General features: G+C 43.0%; 16 protein-coding genes and 3 pseudogenes. 10 read left to right on the top strand and 9 right to left on the bottom strand.

Features of this window, described 5'->3' with window-relative positions; genetic code table 11:
* Window positions 1-84: 84 nt before the first annotated feature.
* The gene (locus GQR42_RS06665; RefSeq protein WP_158199364.1) at window positions 85-1,770 is read right to left on the bottom strand and encodes a glycosyltransferase; all 1,686 of its coding nucleotides are present in this window, start codon (window positions 1,768-1,770) and stop codon (window positions 85-87) included.
* Window positions 1,771-1,967: 197 nt separating this feature from the next.
* Between GQR42_RS06665 and tyrS the strand changes: the two genes are divergently transcribed.
* The gene (gene tyrS / locus GQR42_RS06660) at window positions 1,968-3,185 is read left to right on the top strand and encodes a tyrosine--tRNA ligase (RefSeq protein ID WP_158199363.1); all 1,218 of its coding nucleotides are present in this window, start codon (window positions 1,968-1,970) and stop codon (window positions 3,183-3,185) included.
* A gap of 16 nt (window positions 3,186-3,201) precedes the next feature.
* Here the strand turns inward: tyrS and GQR42_RS06655 are convergent, their stop codons facing one another.
* Window positions 3,202-3,438: a ferredoxin-thioredoxin reductase variable chain gene (locus tag GQR42_RS06655; protein WP_002783652.1), complete on the bottom strand. Its 237-nt coding sequence runs from the start codon at window positions 3,436-3,438 to the stop codon at window positions 3,202-3,204.
* A gap of 303 nt (window positions 3,439-3,741) precedes the next feature.
* On the opposite strand from GQR42_RS06655, the gene carB reads away from it, so the two are divergent.
* From carB to GQR42_RS06640, 3 genes are all read left to right on the top strand, one after another.
* Window positions 3,742-6,987: a carbamoyl-phosphate synthase large subunit gene (gene carB, locus GQR42_RS06650; protein ID WP_158199362.1), complete on the top strand. Its 3,246-nt coding sequence runs from the start codon at window positions 3,742-3,744 to the stop codon at window positions 6,985-6,987.
* Between the two features lie 153 nt (window positions 6,988-7,140).
* Window positions 7,141-7,326: a hypothetical protein gene (locus GQR42_RS06645; protein ID WP_158199361.1), complete on the top strand. Its 186-nt coding sequence runs from the start codon at window positions 7,141-7,143 to the stop codon at window positions 7,324-7,326.
* 12 nt (window positions 7,327-7,338) lie between these two features.
* Complete coding sequence (locus GQR42_RS06640; protein WP_158199360.1) at window positions 7,339-8,742, top strand: TldD/PmbA family protein; 1,404 nt, start codon at window positions 7,339-7,341, stop codon at window positions 8,740-8,742.
* A 314-nt stretch (window positions 8,743-9,056) separates the two neighbouring features.
* Here the strand turns inward: GQR42_RS06640 and tatA are convergent, their stop codons facing one another.
* The 3 genes from tatA to GQR42_RS06625 form a co-directional block, all read right to left on the bottom strand.
* The gene (gene tatA, locus GQR42_RS06635; protein WP_158199359.1) at window positions 9,057-9,233 is read right to left on the bottom strand and encodes a twin-arginine translocase TatA/TatE family subunit; all 177 of its coding nucleotides are present in this window, start codon (window positions 9,231-9,233) and stop codon (window positions 9,057-9,059) included.
* 105 nt (window positions 9,234-9,338) lie between these two features.
* Window positions 9,339-10,769, bottom strand: coding sequence for a dihydrolipoyl dehydrogenase (lpdA, locus tag GQR42_RS06630; protein WP_158199358.1), 1,431 nt, complete (start codon window positions 10,767-10,769; stop codon window positions 9,339-9,341).
* 422 nt (window positions 10,770-11,191) lie between these two features.
* Window positions 11,192-11,803, bottom strand: a complete 612-nt coding sequence (locus GQR42_RS06625) for a DUF3782 domain-containing protein (protein ID WP_158199357.1) — start codon at window positions 11,801-11,803, stop codon at window positions 11,192-11,194.
* Between the two features lie 398 nt (window positions 11,804-12,201).
* Between GQR42_RS06625 and GQR42_RS06620 the strand changes: the two genes are divergently transcribed.
* The 4 genes from GQR42_RS06620 to GQR42_RS06605 all read left to right on the top strand — a co-directional run bounded on the left by GQR42_RS06620 (window position 12,202) and on the right by GQR42_RS06605 (window position 15,529).
* Window positions 12,202-13,068 carry a PD-(D/E)XK nuclease family protein gene (locus GQR42_RS06620; RefSeq protein ID WP_158199356.1) on the top strand — a complete coding sequence of 289 codons (867 nt, stop codon included), beginning with the start codon at window positions 12,202-12,204 and terminating at the stop codon, window positions 13,066-13,068.
* 10 nt (window positions 13,069-13,078) lie between these two features.
* Window positions 13,079-13,915: an Rpn family recombination-promoting nuclease/putative transposase gene (locus GQR42_RS06615; protein ID WP_158199355.1), complete on the top strand. Its 837-nt coding sequence runs from the start codon at window positions 13,079-13,081 to the stop codon at window positions 13,913-13,915.
* Between the two features lie 349 nt (window positions 13,916-14,264).
* Entirely contained in the window at window positions 14,265-14,807 is a 543-nt protein-coding gene (locus GQR42_RS28415) for a PEP-CTERM sorting domain-containing protein (protein WP_233271297.1), read from the top strand.
* A 149-nt stretch (window positions 14,808-14,956) separates the two neighbouring features.
* Window positions 14,957-15,529 carry a Uma2 family endonuclease gene (locus tag GQR42_RS06605; protein WP_158199354.1) on the top strand — a complete coding sequence of 191 codons (573 nt, stop codon included), beginning with the start codon at window positions 14,957-14,959 and terminating at the stop codon, window positions 15,527-15,529.
* A 153-nt stretch (window positions 15,530-15,682) separates the two neighbouring features.
* Here GQR42_RS06605 and GQR42_RS06600 read toward each other — a convergent pair whose 3' ends face one another.
* Entirely contained in the window at window positions 15,683-16,381 is a 699-nt protein-coding gene (locus tag GQR42_RS06600; protein WP_158199353.1) for a DUF3782 domain-containing protein, read from the bottom strand.
* A gap of 83 nt (window positions 16,382-16,464) precedes the next feature.
* Between GQR42_RS06600 and GQR42_RS30275 the strand changes: the two are divergent.
* Window positions 16,465-16,572 (top strand): annotated as a pseudogene (locus GQR42_RS30275) (IS4 family transposase); the annotation flags it as partial.
* A 76-nt stretch (window positions 16,573-16,648) separates the two neighbouring features.
* Here GQR42_RS30275 and GQR42_RS06595 read toward each other — a convergent pair.
* Window positions 16,649-17,092: pseudogene (locus tag GQR42_RS06595) on the bottom strand (DUF2062 domain-containing protein); the annotation flags it as partial.
* Between the two features lie 246 nt (window positions 17,093-17,338).
* Between GQR42_RS06595 and mnmE the strand changes: the two are divergent.
* Complete coding sequence (gene mnmE / locus GQR42_RS06590; protein WP_158199352.1) at window positions 17,339-18,712, top strand: tRNA uridine-5-carboxymethylaminomethyl(34) synthesis GTPase MnmE; 1,374 nt, start codon at window positions 17,339-17,341, stop codon at window positions 18,710-18,712.
* Window positions 18,713-18,796: 84 nt separating this feature from the next.
* Here the strand turns inward: mnmE and GQR42_RS06585 are convergent, their stop codons facing one another.
* Together GQR42_RS06585 and GQR42_RS06580 are read right to left on the bottom strand one after the other, a co-directional pair.
* Window positions 18,797-19,093, bottom strand: coding sequence for a polyhydroxyalkanoate biosynthesis repressor PhaR (locus GQR42_RS06585; protein WP_158199351.1), 297 nt, complete (start codon window positions 19,091-19,093; stop codon window positions 18,797-18,799).
* A 131-nt stretch (window positions 19,094-19,224) separates the two neighbouring features.
* A pseudogene (locus GQR42_RS06580) lies at window positions 19,225-19,410 on the bottom strand (polyhydroxyalkanoate biosynthesis repressor PhaR); the annotation flags it as partial.
* Window positions 19,411-19,744: the final 334 nt, after the last annotated feature.

The raw sequence follows: 19,744 nt of genomic DNA, 5'->3' as shown, positions 1-19,744 counted from the left end.
CTCTAATTCTTAACATTAGTTTACCACTTTTAGGCCCTACCGTGCCAGGATTGGAATCCTTGTCAGGAAACTTCCCTTAATTCCCTAAAATCTTGGGAGTTTTTTCTTGATCTTAGCAAGAAGTAAGATAGGAGTTTTCCCGATGGTTTTTACTATTCCCTTACGGGAGGACAAATAGTTAATTTCTTCCTGTAATTTCTGATTATTTTTCTGAAGATTATTATGGTTATTTTCTAATTCTCTTAGTGATATTTCCATCTCTTGCATAGTATGATAATCTTGCTGTTGTTTCAGATACATTGTCTGTTGTGCTTCCTGTAATTTTCTTAACTCTAACCAGACTTGATTCTGACTTGATTCGTTCCGTTCACTGAGCGCATACCAGAGAAAATTGCTGATTTCTTCTGCTATTTTTTGATTAACTTCAAAAAGCTCAATTATATTAATTTTTTCCGAGGTAATTTTCGGGTATAACCTTCTTAAATTTTGGGCAATATCAGAGGAAAAAGCGATGATTCTAGAAGCGGATAAAATTGCGTAGTGTTTTTCTAAATCTAATGGTAAATTGCCGTTTTCTTCTGGGGATTCAGAAGTAAGAAAAAGTAAAGAAGCAGTGGTTAAGGGACTGGTATAAAAAGTGGAAATAAATAAATTTGCCTGTAGGCGATCGCAGATAGCTTGAATTTTTCTGGCATCCTTTCCCGTATAATTATAATCGTAGGATTCTGCGGGCCAATATTTAAATTCTTCCCATCGTGGTGCGGTGTTATTTCTATCTAAAATAACAATGTGTTGACTAAATTCTAATTGACTCCAATGCTCTAAAATTGAAGACCAAACCCTAGCTAATTTTCGTTGCTCAAGTTGAAAAATTACGCCATCAATAACAATAATTGGGAGTTTCTTCTGGGAGATAGCTTGAATTGTTTGTAATTTTTCTCGCTCATCCTTATTTAAAATTTTCCCTAAATCTTCCATCTTAACTGGATTGGGTTTAATTTCTATATCCTTAATTTCTGGGTGAGGAATTCCATAGATTTTACACACTTGATAATGCTCCTCTAATGCTTGACCATTGCTGCCATGTTCTAAACCTTGGAAATTTAAATAATATAAACCTAAAATCTCAGGAATCAAAGCCATTTTTTCCCCTTGAATGCCGATTCTTAACCAAAATTCGTAATCACCAGCACAGCGAAAATTTTCCTGAAAATAACCATATTTATCGTGCAGCATTTTTCGCCACATTGGTTGAGAACCCACACAACAACCTTGACGCATCTCTTGATAAGAGTAATTTGGCCAATTCCAATGTTTTAAAGCTGGAGTGGTGGCAAAAGTATCATTTTTGAGGGTGGTAATTAATTGATCGGCATAAACTAAACTAATCTCTCTATTATTATCTAGATAATTAGCCATAATTTCCAGAGCATTGAAACAGCGACGATCATCAGTATTCCCATTGGTGAGATAGGAACCACTCGCTAGTTTAATAGCGCGATTCCAAGCGCGGTAGAGGGGTTCTCGTCCTTTAGTTCTCTGGTAAATAATATTAGGATAAATTTCTTGAAACTCTTGGATAATCTCCCCTTCATTTTCCGGAGAAGCACTATCGATAATAATAATTTCTACTTCTCCCTTTTCATAAAGAGTTTGAGTAACTAAATCCTCTAGACAACCCCAGATAAACTCTGCTGATTTATAGGTAGAAACAATTACAGAAACTTTGATCCTCTGCACTGGTATAGAGTTATTATAACTAGGATTCATTGGCTTATCTGATCGCAATTCAAGACAGAAAAATTTTTTGATAATTTTGGAAAAGAAGATTTTAAGACTCTATATTCGATCGGGAGAATTGTCAAGATGTTATCGACTTTTACTGAAGATACCAGTTTATTTACCTTTTGCTTGTTACTTGACATAATAAAAAACTATAATGGGAAGGCTGTGGAAAATGAGCAACAATGACCGTATCTTCCTCCCTAGACTGGTTAACCCGTGGAACCAGTGATTTATTCCCCCATCAACCCGACTCCCAAGAGCCTAGGGAAAATTTAGCCCAACTACTGCAAACTACCGATCGCCCTTTAAGAATTAAACTAGGTATTGACCCCACCGGCAGCGATATTCACCTAGGTCATAGTATCCCTTTTCGGAAACTGCGTGCTTTCCAGGATGCTGGTCATGTAGCAGTGGTGATTATTGGTGATTTTACCGCTAGAATTGGCGATCCGACTGGAAAATCGGAAGTTAGAAAACAATTGACGAGCGAAGAAGTGAGAGCTAATGCCGAGAATTATCTGGCACAATTACGCCCGATTTTAGATTTTAACACCCCTAATCGCCTAGAAATTCGCTATAACTCGGAATGGTTGGGGAAATTAGACCTCTCGCAAATTCTCGAACTCCTCTCCACCATGACTGTCGGGCAAATGTTGGCAAAAGAAGGCTTTTCCGAACGCTACGACCAGGAAAACCCGATTTTTCTCCATGAATTTCTTTATCCCTTAATGCAGGGTTATGATTCCGTAGCTGTCGAGGCCGATGTCGAATTAGGAGGAACCGATCAAAAATTTAATATTGCCGTCGGTCGTGATTTACAGAAATATTTCGGCAAAAAACCGCAATTCGGGCTACTTTTACCGATTTTAATCGGAACCGATGGCAGTCAAAAAATGTCCAAATCCCTGAATAATTATGTGGGATTGCGGGAATCGGCCCTGTCCATGTACTCGAAACTGGAAAAAACCCCCGACGCTTTGTTAAAAGATTATTACGAACTATTGACAAATTTGCCCTTAGATGCTATAGCGAGCAATCCGCGAGAGGCACAAAAACAACTGGCGATCGAGGTAGTTGCCCAGTTTCACGGAGAAGAGGAGGCATTAAAGGCACAAAAAACGGCGCAGGAGATAGTTCTACAGGGAAATACAGAGGCTGCGGCTTCTGTCCCCGAATTTTCCCTCGCAGCGGTCACTTTTCCCCTAAAACTATTCTATCTTCTTTCGGCTACTGGCTTGTGCAAAAGTAGCGGCGAAGGGAGAAGACAGATTCAGGGGGGTGCGGTAAGAATCGATAGTGAGAAAATCACCGATGTGGACAAAAGTTTTGAGACAGCCGAAGCTTTAACGGGAAAAGTCCTACAGGTGGGCAAAAATAAATTTATTCGCTTTGTAGCTTAAATAAGCGAAAAAGTCCCTATTCGGCGGCTTTTTCCACGATTTCTACTTCAAAATCTCGAAAATGGGCTTTAAACTTTTTACTGAACTCGACGAGGACGGGTAGGTTGGCGCTAACCGGTCTACCACGCCATTCGGTGACAATCCCTTTCACCTCTCCCTCCAGTCCTTTCACGTCAAAAGGATCCGATTTGTGTTCAGGATGGTGATAAACTACCACGGACTCAATTACACGAACTCGATCGCCAACTTTCATAAACTCTCTAGCGAAGACAAACGCCTATTGTATCTTTGAAAACAATCTTATCATTGTACGCGATATCAGTGATCAGTAAACAGTGATCAGTTATCAGGGAAGTGGGAAGTGGGGAAGTGGGGTGTGGGGTGTGGGGTGTGGGGTGTAGGGAAGGAAACCTATCTCATCTCTAGTGGGGAAAATTTTTTCATCGGGACTGACTCCTCAAGCCAACAAGGTCATTAAACCTAAATAAAGCTTTGCGGGATCGAGGGTGACAACATATACAATGATTGGGGTTTATCGTCAAGCAACCCTAAGCCTATGCCACGCCGTGATGACTTACAAAAAATCCTAATCTTGGGCGCTGGCCCGATTGTCATCGGACAAGCCTGTGAATTCGACTATTCGGGAACTCAAGCCTGTAAAGCCCTGCGAGAAGAAGGTTATGAGGTAATTTTAGTCAATTCTAACCCCGCCTCGATCATGACCGATCCAGAAATGGCCGATCGCACCTACATTGAACCAATTCTGCCGGAAATTGTCGAGAAAATTATCGCTAAAGAACGCCCTGATGCGATTCTACCGACTATGGGGGGTCAAACTGCCCTGAATACCGCCGTCGCTTTGGCCAAAAGCGGCGTTTTAGAAAAATATAACGTGGAACTGATCGGGGCAAAACTTCCCGCTATTGAAAAAGCCGAAGATAGGGAACTATTCAAAAAAGCAATGGAGAAAATCGGTGTTCCCGTCTGTCCTTCGGGGATTGCCAACAATTTAGAGGAGGCAAAAGCGATCGCCCATCAGATCGGTTCCTATCCTCTCATTATCCGGCCGGCCTTCACTTTAGGGGGAACGGGGGGCGGTATTGCCTATAACCAAGAAGAATTTGAACCGATGGCCCAGTATGGTCTAGATTGTTCGCCTACATCGCAAATTCTCGTCGAAAAATCCCTAATTGGCTGGAAAGAATACGAATTAGAGGTAATGCGCGATCTAGCCGATAACGTGGTGATCATCTGTTCGATCGAAAACTTTGACCCGATGGGAGTCCATACCGGCGACTCGATTACGGTTGCGCCCGCCCAAACCCTAACCGATAAAGAATACCAACGCCTCCGGGACTATTCTAAGGCAATTATTCGGGAAATTGGCGTAGAAACTGGCGGCTCGAACATCCAATTCTCCGTTAATCCCACTAACGGCGACGTAATCGTGATCGAGATGAATCCCCGGGTATCGCGTTCTTCGGCCCTAGCATCGAAAGCTACGGGATTCCCGATCGCTAAATTTGCCGCTAAACTAGCAGTAGGCTACACTTTAGACGAAATTCCCAACGATATCACCAAAAAAACCCCAGCTTCCTTTGAACCGACTATCGATTACGTCGTCACCAAAATTCCTCGCTTTGCCTTCGAGAAATTCCCCGGCTCCCAACCGATTCTAACCACCCAGATGAAATCCGTCGGGGAAGCTATGGCTATCGGTCGAACTTTCCAAGAATCCTTTCAAAAAGCTCTCCGCTCCCTAGAAACGGGACGTTTTGGCTTTGGTTGCGATAAAGTCGAAACTCTCCCCCCCCTCTCGGAAGTCCGGGCCGGTTTGCGGACACCTAACCCCGAACGGGTTTATAGTATCTATCATGCTTTTAAATTGGGCATGAATGGAGAGGAAATCCACGAACTAACCGGGATTGATCCCTGGTTCCTCGATAAATTGGCCGATTTGATGGAAACCGAGAAGTTTCTCAAACGAACTCCCCTGAAAAGTCTTAGCAAAGAGGACTTATTCGCCATTAAACAACAGGGTTTTAGCGATCGCCAGATCGCCTTCGCCACCAACAGCAGCGAGGATGAAGTCAGAAGTTATCGCAAGGGTTTAGGTATTGTTCCAGTCTATAAAATGGTGGACACCTGCGCGGCAGAATTTGAGGCTCTGACACCCTATTATTATTCCACCTACGAACAGGTAGAATCGGAAGTTTTACCCTCCGATAAACGCAAAGTGATGATCCTCGGTGGTGGCCCCAATCGCATCGGCCAGGGGATAGAATTTGACTACTGTTGTTGTCATGCCGCTTTTTCCCTCAGTCAAGCTGGTTTTGAGACGATTATGGTCAACTCTAACCCGGAAACTGTCTCCACCGATTACGATACCAGCGATCGCCTTTACTTTGAACCCCTGACCAAAGAGGATGTCTTAAATATCATCGAAGCGGAACAACCAGAGGGTTTAATTATTCAATTCGGTGGGCAAACTCCCTTAAAACTAGCGGTTCCCCTGCAAATATATCTAGAATCGCCTAATTGTCCCGTAAATACCAAAATTTGGGGAACTTCACCCGATTCGATCGATATTGCTGAGGATCGGGAACGCTTTGAACAAATCCTCCGACAATTAGATATCCGACAACCTGCCAACGGTATTGCCCGCAGTTTCCAAGAATCCCAAGCAGTGGCTAAACGCATCGGTTATCCTGTGGTAGTACGTCCGTCCTACGTTTTGGGCGGTCGGGCAATGGAAATCGTCTATTCCGATAGCGAATTGGAACGCTATATGAAGTATGCGGTACAGATAGAACCGGATCACCCGATTTTAATCGATAAATTCCTCGAAAATGCCATCGAAGTGGATGTGGATGCTCTGTCAGATACGACGGGAACAGTAGTTATCGGGGGATTAATGGAACATATCGAACAAGCGGGCGTACATTCGGGCGATTCTGCCTGTTCTATCCCCCATACGTCCCTGACCGACTCAGTTTTAACCACAATTCGACAATGGACGGTGGAACTAGCGAAAGCGTTAAAAGTAATCGGTTTGATGAATATCCAGTATGCGGTACAGGGGGAGACAGTTTATATCTTAGAAGCGAATCCCCGCGCTAGTCGTACTGTTCCCTACGTTTCCAAAGCGACGGGAGTTCCTTTGGCAAAAGTTGCCTCCCTCGTCATGTCGGGCCGAACCCTGACGGAATTGGGTATCATCAGCGAAGCAATTCCCCGTCATATTGCCGTCAAAGAAGCGGTTTTACCCTTCCAGAAGTTCCCCGGTGCTGATACTCTCCTGGGGCCAGAAATGCGTTCCACAGGCGAAGTAATGGGGATTGACAGCGATTTTGGCAAAGCTTTCGCTAAAGCAGAAATGGCCGCTGGCGTGATTTTAGCCACCAGTGGGACGGTTTTTGTCTCGATGAACGATCGCGATAAAACCCCCATGGTTCCCGTGGTTAAGGATCTGCAATCCCTCGGTTTTCGCGTCGTCGCCACTTCCGGAACTCGTGAAGTTTTGTTAGAAAACGGTTGCGAAAATATCGATTTGGTGCTAAAAATTCACGAAGGTCGTCCCCACGTTATCGATTGGATCAAAAATGACTGGATTCAGTTTATTGTCAATACTCCCAGTGGTGAAGAATCCCAAAACGATGGCCGACAAATTCGCCGTACTGCCCTCGATTATAAGTTACCAATTATCACCACTATCGCTGGGGCAAAAGCGACGGTAGCAGCCCTAAAATCCCTGCAATCCCAACCTTTAGAGGTGAAAGCTTTACAGGATTATCTCGCCTAATTTTCAGTTATCAGTTATCAGTTATCAGTTATCAGTTATCAGTTATCAGTTATCAGTTATCAGTTATCAGTTATCAGTTATCAGTTATCAGTTAGAAAGGGCATTTAGGGATAGGGGTTTAGGGATATAGGGGTTTAGGGAAATTTCAGCCAAATGCCCCACTACCCCACTACCCCATCTCCCCATCTCCCCACACCCCATCACACCCCACACCCCACACCCCATCACACCCCACACCCCACACCCCACACCCCACACCCCACACCCCATCTCCCCATCTCCCCACTACCCCATCACACCCCACACCCCACTTCCCAATTCATAATTCATAATTCATGATTCATAATTCCTATGACCGATACTCTAAACGACTATAAAAACCTGATTAGTGAACTGATTAACCGTTATAAAAACCGCGTCGATTTCCTGACAATTCGTCTGGAAGAAGCGCGGGGAACCAATATTCTACTGCGTTCCGAACGAGTGGAAACCCTCAGCGAAGGTATTGCTATCGGTGGTCAGGTACGCGCTTGTTATAAAGGAGGTTGGGGATTTGCCAGCTTTAATCAATTATCCAGTTTACAGGAACGATTAGAAGATGCGATCGCTGCTGCCCGTTTAATTGGGGAAGAAGAAACCCTGATTGTTCCAGTAGAACCTGTAATTATCTCCTGTGAATTGCCTTTAACGGGAACGGACCCGCGTTTAGTACCATTAGCCGATAAAAAAGCCCTCTGCGATCGCTATAATAATCTATTGCGTCAACACCATGCCAGTATTGCCACCACTTCCGTCCGTTACAGCGATAGCAGTCAACATATTCTTTTAGGCACTTCTGACGGGACTTTAATCGAACAAAAATGGTCAGACTTAGAAATGCGTTTTTCGGCCACCGCTAGGGATGGAGACAGCGTACAAACGGGCCGGGAAACCACGGGATCCCGAAAAGCTTTCGAGGATCTGGTCAATTTAGAAGAACAGGTGCAAGGGTCGGCTAAACGGGCCGTACAAGCCCTAGTTCTGCCCCCTGTCAAGGGCGATACCTACACCGTCGTCATCGATCCCATTTTAACCGGTCTGTTCGTCCATGAGGCTTTTGGCCACCTTTCCGAGGCAGATATGTTGTACGAAAATCCTGACCTTTTGGAGGTGATGAGTATGGGCAAACGTTTCGGGCCAGATAACCTGCAAATCTTTGACGGGGCCCATCCGGAAGGTCATCGGGGCAGTTATTTTTATGACGATGAGGGAACCCCCGCGACCACGACTCAGTTAATTAAAGATGGGGTTTTGGTGGGAAGACTGCATTCGCGGGAAACGGCGGGCAAATTAGGCGAAAAACCGACCGGTAACGCCCGTTGTCTCAATTATCATTATCCGCCCATTGTCCGCATGACCAACACTTGGATTGAACGGGGAACTACTCCCGTTAAAGAGTTATTTTCGGGGATAAAAACGGGAGTTTATGCCCAAAATTGGCAGGGAGGCATGACTAACGGCGAAATGTTCACTTTTAGCGCCGGGGAAGCTTGGATGATTCGCGATGGAGAAATTGCTGAACCGGTTAAAGATGTGACTCTCTCCGGTAATGTCTTTAAAACCCTAGCCAATATTGAGGCAATTGGTGATGATTTCTACTGGGATGAGTCGGGAGGCTGCGGAAAAGGGGGTCAAAGTGGTTTACCCGTCGGCTGCGGTGGTCCCAGTCTCCGTATCCGCGATGTGGTGGTCGGGGGAGAAGCAGATATTCAGTAATCAGTTATCAGTAATCAGTAATCAGTAAAGAGTGAAAAGACAGTGGGCAACTACTATTTAATAGTAATATAGCGGTATTCGCTTGAGTGAGATACAGACCATCGTCTTGCCTAGACTGACTTATAGCTTGTTGCAGTATACCTCATTCGACTGCATACCGCTATAACTGATAACTGATAACTGATAACTGATTGGGTGCATCTCAATTTTTGGGTGCACGCAGTTCGATCAACTCACTGACCACGGTGCGCCCCTACCATTGGCGCAATAATGTTATTGTAGGGGCGAATTGCATTCGCCCTGACAGCCGCAATCTATCTCATCTTCTCGTCACTGTCTTCGCTTTCTTGATCATCTTGATTGATTTCTTCTTTAAATCCCCGTAAAGTTTTCCCCAAAGCTGCCCCAAATTCGGGTATTTTTTTCGGTCCAAATATCAGGAGAACAACCACAGCAATAATTACTATTTCTGGCCAACCTAATCCAAACATAATCTTGAAAGTAAAAAGTAAAAAAAGAGAAAGGAGTCAGAATTTAGGAGTCGGAAACTTAACGGTAATAACTGATCACTGATCACTGATAACTGATAACTGACTCTATGCTGCCACTTCAGCGCGTTTATAAGCTTCGTCGAGGACTTCTGAGAGAGTTGGATGGGTGTGGATGCGGAAAGCGAGTTCATCGACAGATTTACGTTCAGCGATCGCATTGGCCGCTTCTTGAATTAAATCCGATGCGTGGATACCGATAATATGAACACCGAGTAATTCGCCCGTATCCTGACGATAAACGACTTTAGCGATGCCTTCCGTTTCTCCTTCCGCTAAAGCTTTAGAATTTCCCTTAAAATAGGTCTTGACAGAAGCCACCTTATACCCTTCTTCCTGTGCCAAAACTTCTGCTTGCGGTTCCGTTAAACCCACATAACTAATTTCGGGGTGGGTAAAAGCGGCGGCGGGAATACTGCGATAATCGATGGTTTTTGGGCGATTACAGATATTTTCAATGGCTATTACCCCTTGACCCGAAGCAGCGTGAGCTAACATCATTTTACCCGTAGCATCGCCCACGGCCCAGAGATGGGGAACCGGTTCACCGTCCTGAATTACCTGCATTTTGTCATTAACGGCAATAAAACCGCGTTTATCCAGTTCTACCCCGACAAATTCCAATCCGAGATTCTTGGTCGCAGGGATTCTTCCTGTAGCGACTAAACAAGCATCTACTTCTAAAATTTCGATCGCTTCTTTGCTTTTTGCGTCCACCAGTTCAATGGCCACAGGATTCCCCGGTTTAATACTTTTTGCCAAAACTCCCACATAGGTCTCGATATCTCTAGGTTTAATCAGAACTCTTTCAGCGATTTTCGAGATTTCTGGGTCAAATCCAGGCATGAGACTATCTAAAGCTTCGATCATCGTCACTTCACAACCCAAAGCGGTGTATATATCCGAAAATTCCAGACCGATATAACCACTACCGATAATTGCAATCCACTTGGGTAAAGTTTCTAATCTAACGGCCTCATCGCTGGTAAAAACCGTTTTATGATCGATCTCGATCCCCGGTGGAACAAAAGGAACCGACCCCGGACAGAGCATAATATCCTTAGCAGTGTAGATTTTTTCGCCACTATCCCCGATGACGCTGACTTTTTGCGGGCCGGCGATTTTTCCCCAACCGTGGATAGTATCAACCTTGAGACGTTTAAGACTATTAGTAAGATCGCCTCTAATTTTACTGACAAGGTTGTTAGCATGATCGGCAATTGTCGGACGGTCAAAATTAACACCACCGATGGCAATACCTAAACTTTTCAGATGGTCACTATCGGCCAATTCGCGCACCCGTCCCGAGGCTGCCAGTAAAGCTTTAGAGGGAATACAACCGCGATTAACACAGGTTCCTCCCATATCTTTGGCTTCGATAATAGCTGTTTTTAGCCCACATTTGACCGCGTGTAGGGCTGCCCCGTGGCCACCAACGCCAGCACCGATAATAATTAAATCGTAGTCGAATTCACTCATAGTCTCTCTGACTCTCAAAGTTAGCATTATCCCATTTTACGATCCACTGCGATCAAGCTGTGCTATCCCCGGCAAAAACTGGAGCCAGTTTTTAGCTATCAGGTTCTCGTGCATTGAAACTGGGTGTTGGCAATTTTAGGACAAAACGTTACTAGACCTCTGGTAAAAATCAAAAATTGTTGTTAGGGTTAAGAGTCGGTCGTCAGTAGTCAGGAGAATTTAAAATGCTCTATTCACAGATTTTATGCCATTTAATCTTTATCTTTGCTGTTTTTGAATCCTCAAAAATTAGTTAGGTAAGAGGTTAATGAAGCAAGATATGAATACTAATTCTGCATCCTATCCATAAGTTAGTCTAGTCCTAGGTTGGAAAAATTAGACCTGCTGCCAACACTTTGCCGGATGAGGGGATCATTTTTCTCCTACCATAATTTAGGCTCGAAACCAGTATCATTAATGATTTCTACCGTTTCTCCCGATGGTTTAATCACAAATAAACCCTGTTTATAGGCATAACGATCTACTCCTTCGTCTATTTCTATTCCCGCCACTGCACCATAAGCTTGATAGTTTTTATAATGGGGAAATGCTTCTTTAAATCGACTTAATTTTTCTAAAAACTCATTGACATCATCTTTCGATAAACGAGACTTACATTCTACTAAAACTACCTCGGTTTCATCGACGGCTAAAATGTCAATCTCCATGGCTATTCCTTGCCGTTTTACCCTGGCGCGACTATAGGTTTCTTTAACATCGATACCTTTGCTACGAAATAGGCCAATAACAGCAGGTTCGACTAATTCCTCGACAAATCTTCCCCAGCGAGTGGTTAAACTATCCACGGCACGACTGGTATTAGCCACTGTTTTCTCTAGCTTGGCTAAACGGCGATCGGCTTCAGCAGCCCGGCGATCGGCTTCGTCCTTAGCTTCAGCAGCCCGGCGATCGTATTCTTGACGTGATTGTTCAAACTTTTCGTTAGTTTTCTCAAAAAGTTTATAGATATCTTCGATGGTAATCGGTTGAGCCATGGTTATTTGTTTTAATTCTTACTCTAATTGTACTACCCAAGTACCAGTCATTGGGGGAACGGGTGTTAATTCACCAAATCAGATATTTCCCAAAGTTTTTCAGGGTAAAGCTTTCAGTCAATCCTTAAAAAAGTATTAATAAAAGAGGAATTTTGGGCTATTTTCCCCCTACCTGTGCTATTGTTCGGACGATTTATCGAAAATTTGGGTTAAAACCCCCTTTAGGGTGGTTTTAAGTACATCTTGACTTTGAGGAATGGGGAAGGTTAAACCTTCCTTTTGTGGTTTTTCGGGCTACTTTTCATACTTAATAGACAAGATGGCTGTTCTACAACTATGGGCAATTTTCTGCAAAAACCGACTATGATTAGAATTAGATAGGCTGGAGGTGGATTAAGATGACCAATTCTGCTGAGATAAAAGTCCTAATTAGAGAGCAATTACCGAGTATTCTGGCTGAAGATGCAAGTATTCGGGATTTTATCTTGCGAACCGTTTCTGACTACTATTCACCTAAAAAAGAGACAGATCAGAAGTTTGAGGAATTTAAAAACAGAGTAGATCGGATTTTAGACGAATTACAGCGCGATCGGGAAGAACAAGCTAAAAAATGGGATGAACAATCTCAAAAATGGGGTGAACAATCTCAAAAATGGGATGAACAAAGACGGCTATGGGATGAACAATCTCAAAAATGGGATCAACAAAGACAGCTATGGGATGAACAAAGACAGCTATGGGATGAACAAAGACGGCTATGGGATGAACAACTTCAACAAAATCAAGAAAATAACCGGAAATGGGAGGAACAACGTCAACAAAATCGAGAAACTTTAGAGGAAATTAAAAAGATGAACAAAAAACATGATAGCACTATTGGGGCTTTAGGCTCTCGTTGGGGACTCTTTTCTGAAGCAAGTTTTCGCAATGGTTTAGCGGCTATTTTACAAGATTCTTTCGGGGTAGAAGTATTAAATATTAATGATTATGATCCTGATGGTCTGGTTTTTGGAAGACCGGATCAAGTAGAATTTGACGTTATCATTAAAAATGGTTTAGTGATCGTTTGTGAAATTAAATCTTCTATGAGTAAAGCAGATATATATACTTTCAGCCGTAAAGTGGAATTTTATCAACAAAAATATCAACGCATTGTCAACCGTAAAATTGTCATTTCCCCAATGGTTGATCCTACTGCTTTACCTGTTGCCCAAAGTTTAGGCATCGAAGTTTATAGCTATGCTGAAGATATCAACCTTAATTAATAAATAACTAATGTATGATTCTACCTGTAAATTTATCGCCCTTGAATATTCCAGAGATTTAGCCACTTGGTTAGTGGGTAAACCCTTAGATTTAACGGAAATTAAACCCTCAGAATTATCTTTAGAGCCAATAAGAGCCGATAGTTTAATCTTTTTGGAGTCAGAAGAACTAATATTACATATCGAGTTCCAAACCGACCCTAAAGAAGATGTTCCCTATAGAATGCTAGATTATGCGGTAAGACTCTATCGACGCTATCCAGGTAAACCTATCTATCAAGTGGTGATTTATCTAAGAAAAACTGACTCACCCCGGGTCAGACAGAATGAATATCGACAAGGGAAAACCTATCATCAATTTGAGGTCATAAGACTATGGGAACAGCCATCCGAACCCTTATTACAAGCTCCGGGGCTGTTTCCCTTTGCCATACTCGCTCAAGCGGAAGATCAAGAGAATTTGCTTCGGCAAATTGCCCAAGAAATTGAGCAAATGGGGGACCCTCGAGAAAAAAGTAATGTAGCTGCATCCACAGCCATTCTAGCCGGATTAGTATTGAATAAAGAGATCATTCAACGATTATTGAGGAAAGACATTATGAAAGAATCTGTGATCTATCAAGACATCAGGGACGAAGGAAGACAAGAAGGAAGACAAGAAGGAGAAGCTAACCTAGTTTTACGTCTATTAAATCGGCGTATCGGGGGCATTTCATCCGAATTATCGGCAAAGATACCCAGTCTTTCCCTAGAACAGTTAGAAAACTTAGGAGAAGCTTTACTCGATTTTCAGTCCCGACAAGATTTAGAACAATGGCTGGAAAATCAGGCGATTAACCCTCGATAGGGGACTTCTCACCCCTGCTGGCGATCGTTTGTCTTCAAGGGCGATCTCTTTTTCTCATCCCTTCAAAGTCAGTCAAGTCAAGGCTTTACAGCAAATCTTAAGAAATCTTGAAGAAATAATCAAGAGCCAATCAAAAAAAAATAATTTTCGGATATCTTTTTTGCCTGAACCTGTGCTACCATGCCCAAAAGTTAATCAATTTTCTCCCTAGTGAGGAGCTTGCAATTATGACATTAATAAAACTTATCAGAAACTCCATCGGGGGGGGGTAGCACTTATTGGTCTATCCTTCGCTGTTGCCGGTGCGATCAATCAACCCGCTAACGCCGATACCATCACCTTTGAAAATTTGGACTCTAATTTTGGTCCCTTCATCGGTTCGCAGACAGAGGATGGGTTTACCTATACGGTGACTTCGGGTTTGAACTTTATCTTCAATGTCCAGAAGGGTAATCCCGCTTCATCCCTAGGTGTCGGTTTTGAGACAATGGATGGTCCACAGTCCAATCCTGTAGTAACTGGTGGTCAAATTGAGTTTACACGCACAGGGGGCGGGTTATTTACCTTTGATTCCTTTCAGTTGGCGAATCAAGTATTTGGAATCAGTCGTGGAATTAGTTGGACGGGGCAAGTTAAAGGGGTTGATACCCAAAGTTTAACAGGAGTTTCCACCAACAGTAGCACATTTAGCACCCAAAATGTTAATTTTAGCGGGGCTATTGACAAGCTAATTTTAACCTTTACAGACCTAAATGAGGAGGGCTTGTTTTTAGATAATTTGCAGTTCACCCCTGCACAAGAACCCCCAGCAACCACTCCTGAACCGGGTACTATCTTAGGTTTAGTAACAGTGGGTGCATTAGGGGCCTTATCTCGCAAGCGCCAAAAATAAAACCCAGTCAACAGTCAAGATTCCTATTCTACCGGAAAACGGTAGAATAGGCTTCTAGCCTGTAATATGGATATACAAGCAGGATGCCTGTGCTAGAGTTATTATTAAGGTTATTTTGCTAGGATGGGGAATAATATCTTAAATCGGTGATGAAGACTACTCAAATTAAGTCAATAACTCTAGAATCGTTCCTCAAAGAGTCTTATATAGATGATTCTCCAGCTTGGGAATATCTTAACGGAGAAATTCAACAAAAAGCCATGCCTTCTGGACAACATAGTAAAATTCAATATAAATTCTGTGAAACGGTTAATCAAAGCACAGAACCCGCTAAAATAGCTTACGCTTTACCTGAATTACGATGTAACTTTGGTGTGCGTTCTCTCGTTCCAGATATTGCCGTTTTTTATTGGAATAGAATTCCTTTAACCTCAGAGGGAGATATTGCGAATTACTTTGACTCTTTTCCCGACTGGACTATCGAAATATTATCCCCTCATCAAGCCATGACACCTGTTATAGATAAGATTATTCATTGTTTAGAATATGGTTGTCAATTAGGCTGGTTAATTGTCCCTGATGATCGTTCTATTTTAGTATTTAAAGCGAATCAGACTCCCAAGGTTTATTATCTAAATTCTGAGGAAACTTTACCCGTGTTAGAGAAAATAGAGATAAGTTTAACGGTTGCTGATATTTTTGCTTGGTTAAAAATGAGATAATTGTCAATAAGTCAAATAGGATCGATCGCCTTGTTAGGTAGGCGTGCTTTTGGATGTCTTCTCAAGTTTAATTAATTTACTCTAATCTATCCCACGATCAAGATTAGCGATCAAAAATTTAAGGTTAATACTTTGTAAAGTGACAAGATCACCCTACCATAATTTAGGCTCGAAACTAGAATCATTAATGATTTCTACCGTTTCTCCCGATGGTTTAATCACAAATAAACCTTGTTTATAGGCATAACGATCTACTCCTTCGTCTATTTCTATTCCCGCCACTGCACCATAAGCTTGATAGTTTTTATAATGGGGAAATGCCTGTTTAAATCGACTTAATTTTTCTAAAAACTCATTGACATCATCTTTCGATAAACGAGACTTACATTCTACTAAAACTACCTCGGTTTCATCGACGGCTAAAATGTCAATCTCCATGGCTATTCCTTGCCGTTTTACCCTGGCACGACTATAGGTTTCTTTAACATCGATACCTTTGCTGCGAAATAGGCTAATAACAGCAGGTTCGACTAATTCCTCGACAAATCTTCCCCAGCGAGTGGTTAAACTATCCACGGCACGACTGGTATTGGCTACTGTTTTCTCTAGCTCGGCCAAACGGCGATCGGCTTCGGCCTTGGCTTCAGCAGCCCGGCGATCGTATTCAGCAGCTCGGCGATCGGCTTCGGCCTTGGCTTCAGCAGCCCGGCGATCGTATTCAGCAGCCCGGCGATCGGCTTCGGCCTTAGCTTCGGCAGCCCGGCGATCGTATTCTTGGCGTGATTGTTCAAACTTTTCGTTAGTTTTCTCAAAAAGTTTATAAATATCTTCGATGGTAATCGGTTGAGACATGGTTATTTGTTTTAATCTTTCTTATTTTCACTTCTTACTATAATTGTAAGTCTAGCTACTTAGAAACAATCTCAAGAAACCCCATGAATCAATATAACGCCTTAAAACAAGCCCTCAAGCCTCATTTCGGGTGGCACGGAGCCAGAATCTTAAAACTACGCCACTTGATGGCGTTTCTCATCAAGATGAAGTGTAACCTAATTTAGTATTGACGACAGACTCCCGAAAAGGAAAACTTTGTACCTCACCATGAAGATAACTGCTATATTAAAGCTTTCTACCTGTTTGTCGCCGGTGATGGCGTTGATGAACTAGGCGATAGCTAACAAAATAGGTTATCGTAGCAAATACCGTCGCTGATAGTAAGCAACCAAAAAACAGGGTCAAAAGAAATTGGCCGCCAGAACTAGCTAACTTTTCGGTGAAGCTTTGATTAGTTTGAAAAATGTCGCCCACATTCGATCGCCCGCTTTGACCGAGAATAAACTCTCCTAATTTATAGTTAAACAGGAAAATTGGCAGATCGGTCAAGGGATTGCTGATATAAGTACTGGCAGCAGCTGCGATTTTGTTGGCACGAAATAGGGTGGCTAAAAAGATAGCGACGATGATTTGAAGGCCCATCCACGGGAAAAATCCCGAAAAAACTCCCAGGGCAAAACCCCTGGCAATTTCCCTAGGATGTCCTTGTAATCGCATTAAGCGAATATAAGTAGTCGTGCAAAATTAATTTCCTAGTCGAGACAGGCAAGAGGCAATAGGTAATAGACAATAGGGTTATTTAAATGTGTAATTAATTTTGCTTAGGTACTTACCAATAGGGTAAAAATCGCAGTAAGCGATTACTCGAATATTTGCGGCTTTTTCTCGCTTTTAATGACCGTGAGCGCATATTTCCGGGCATAAATGCTGACAAAATTGATACCAACTTCAATTTTAGCAAGGAGTGATTAAGAGATGTTAAACACCGGGGATACGATCGCTGCCATCGCTACGGCGATTGTTCCGCAGCAGGGTAGTATCGGTATTGTTCGTCTGTCAGGTAGTCGGGCAGTGGCGATCGCCCGCCAGCTTTTCCATAGCCCCAATCGTCAAAAATGGCAAAGTCATCGTCTTCTCTACGGTTATATCCAGCATCCCCAAAGTCAGGCAATTATCGATGAAGCTTTGCTGTTGCTCATGTTAGCGCCCCGCTCTTTCACTCGCGAGGATGTGGTGGAATTTCACTGTCATGGTGGCATTATGCCCGTACAACAGGTGTTACAGTTATGTCTAGAAAATGGGGCGCGTTTGGCACAAGCGGGGGAATTTAGCCTGCGTGCCTTTCTCAACGGCAGAATTGACCTAACTCAAGCCGAAAGCGTTGTGGATCTCGTTGGGGCGCGTTCTCCCCAAGCGGCACAATTTGCCCTCGCTGGTTTACAGGGGAAACTAGCGCAACCGATCCGCCATTTGCGTGCCACCTGTCTCGATATTTTGGCCGAAATTGAGGCCCGTATTGACTTTGAAGAGGATTTACCGCCTTTGGATGGCGAGGCGATTCTCCTTAGCATAGAACAGGTTTTTTGTCAAGTAAATTTAATTTTAACCACCGCCGAACGCGGGGAATTGCTGCGTAGTGGGCTGAAAGTGGCGATCGTGGGGCGGCCGAATGTGGGTAAATCCAGTTTGTTAAATGCTTGGAGTCGGAGTGATCGAGCGATTGTCACCGATTTACCCGGTACTACCCGCGATATCGTCGAATCTCAGCTAGTTGTGGCGGGAATCCCCGTACAAGTCCTCGATACGGCAGGAATTCGCTTGGCGGGCGATCGAGTTGAACAAATTGGCGTGGAACGTTCCCGTCAAACGGCCCGGTCTGCTGATTTAGTTCTCTTAACCGTCTCCGCAGAGTCAGGATGGACCGAGGAGGACGAGGAAATTTATCGCTCTGTCAGCGATCGCCGATTAATTTTAGTGATTAATAAAATTGATTTAGCTAATCCCAAAACAGTAATTTACCCAGCAGAAATTGAGCGAGTTGTCAAGCTGTCCGCCACCCAAAATCAAGGCATTGAAGACTTAGAAAAAAGTATTATTAATGCTGTCCAAAATCAAGAATTACAGGCGGCTAATTTGGATTTGGCCATTAATCAACGACAGGCGGCCGCTTTAACTAGGGCGAAACTTGCTTTGGAACAGGTCAAAAAAACAATTGACCAAAATTTACCTTTTGATTTTTGGTCGATCGACCTGCGTACTGCCATTCAAGCCTTAGGAGAAATTACCGGCGAAGAAGTGACCGAATCGGTACTTGATCGCATTTTTAGCCGTTTTTGTATTGGCAAGTAAGCAATTAGGAAATCTAGTCCACCAGAAACAAGGTTTTATCCTCTTTTGTTGGGTTAACTGTAGTCTTGTTGAGGATTGGAGAACTCAGATATTGCTTGAAAAAAATACTTTCCAAGCGGCTGTAACAATGGCACTCCCCAAAAGGATGATTAATGTCCAGACCTGATTTTTTTGGGTTCCTTCCACTGATCTGAGCCGATTGTCGATGCCTTCGATTTTCCCGTCTAACACTTTAATATCCCCTTTGATATCGGCTATTCCTATTTCTACTTTTGTCAAACGCTCATCAATCTTGTCGAATTTTTGACTAACTTCCTTGATACTGTCTTTAATTTCTTTAAGGACGACATCAAGGGAATAAGTAACAGTTTCGTTAGACATTTGGTAAACTCCTATACTGCATCTGGTTGGATATAATTTTATCTTAAGTCTAGGCTTTAAGAAAATTTTCTTTCAGGAGCGGTTAATCTTTTTGTGTTCGGTTAACTGTAGTCTGGTGAGGATTGGAGAACTCATATATTGCTTGAAAAAAATACTTTCCACCCGGACGTAACAATGGCGCTCCCCAAAAGGATGATTAATGTCCAGACCTGATTTTTTTTGGTTCCCTCTACTGATCTGAGCCGATTGTCGATGCCTTCGATTTTCTCGTCTAACACTTTAATATCCCCTTTGATATCGGCTACTCCTATTTCTAAGTAGGGGTTGCTGAAAAAGTTTTTCGGTGGGGGTAGGAGTCGGTCGTCAGTAGCCAGTCGTCAGTAGCCGGTCGTTTCAGGCTTTGTTGCCCTGGTTTTTTGTACCAAGCTATGTACTATAAGAAGGATAATGCCAGGTTTTTGAAAGTCCCAATCCTATTTTCGCGGCATGAACATCGGATTTTAACAGGTCAAAAGCCTTATTTTAAAAGGGTTTTACCATTATTCAGCCAGCCCTAAGTAACAGTTAAGCATAAATACTTAAAATACTCTCGTTTGCGATCGCATTAACCGAAGAAAAAGCGCTTAATAAGTTGTTAAATTTCCCGAACAA

The sequence above is a fragment of the Microcystis aeruginosa FD4 genome, assembly GCF_009792235.1.
GTDB classification, from domain to species: Bacteria; Cyanobacteriota; Cyanobacteriia; order Cyanobacteriales; family Microcystaceae; genus Microcystis; species Microcystis viridis.
This window is presented reverse-complemented; position numbering and strand designations above follow the sequence as displayed.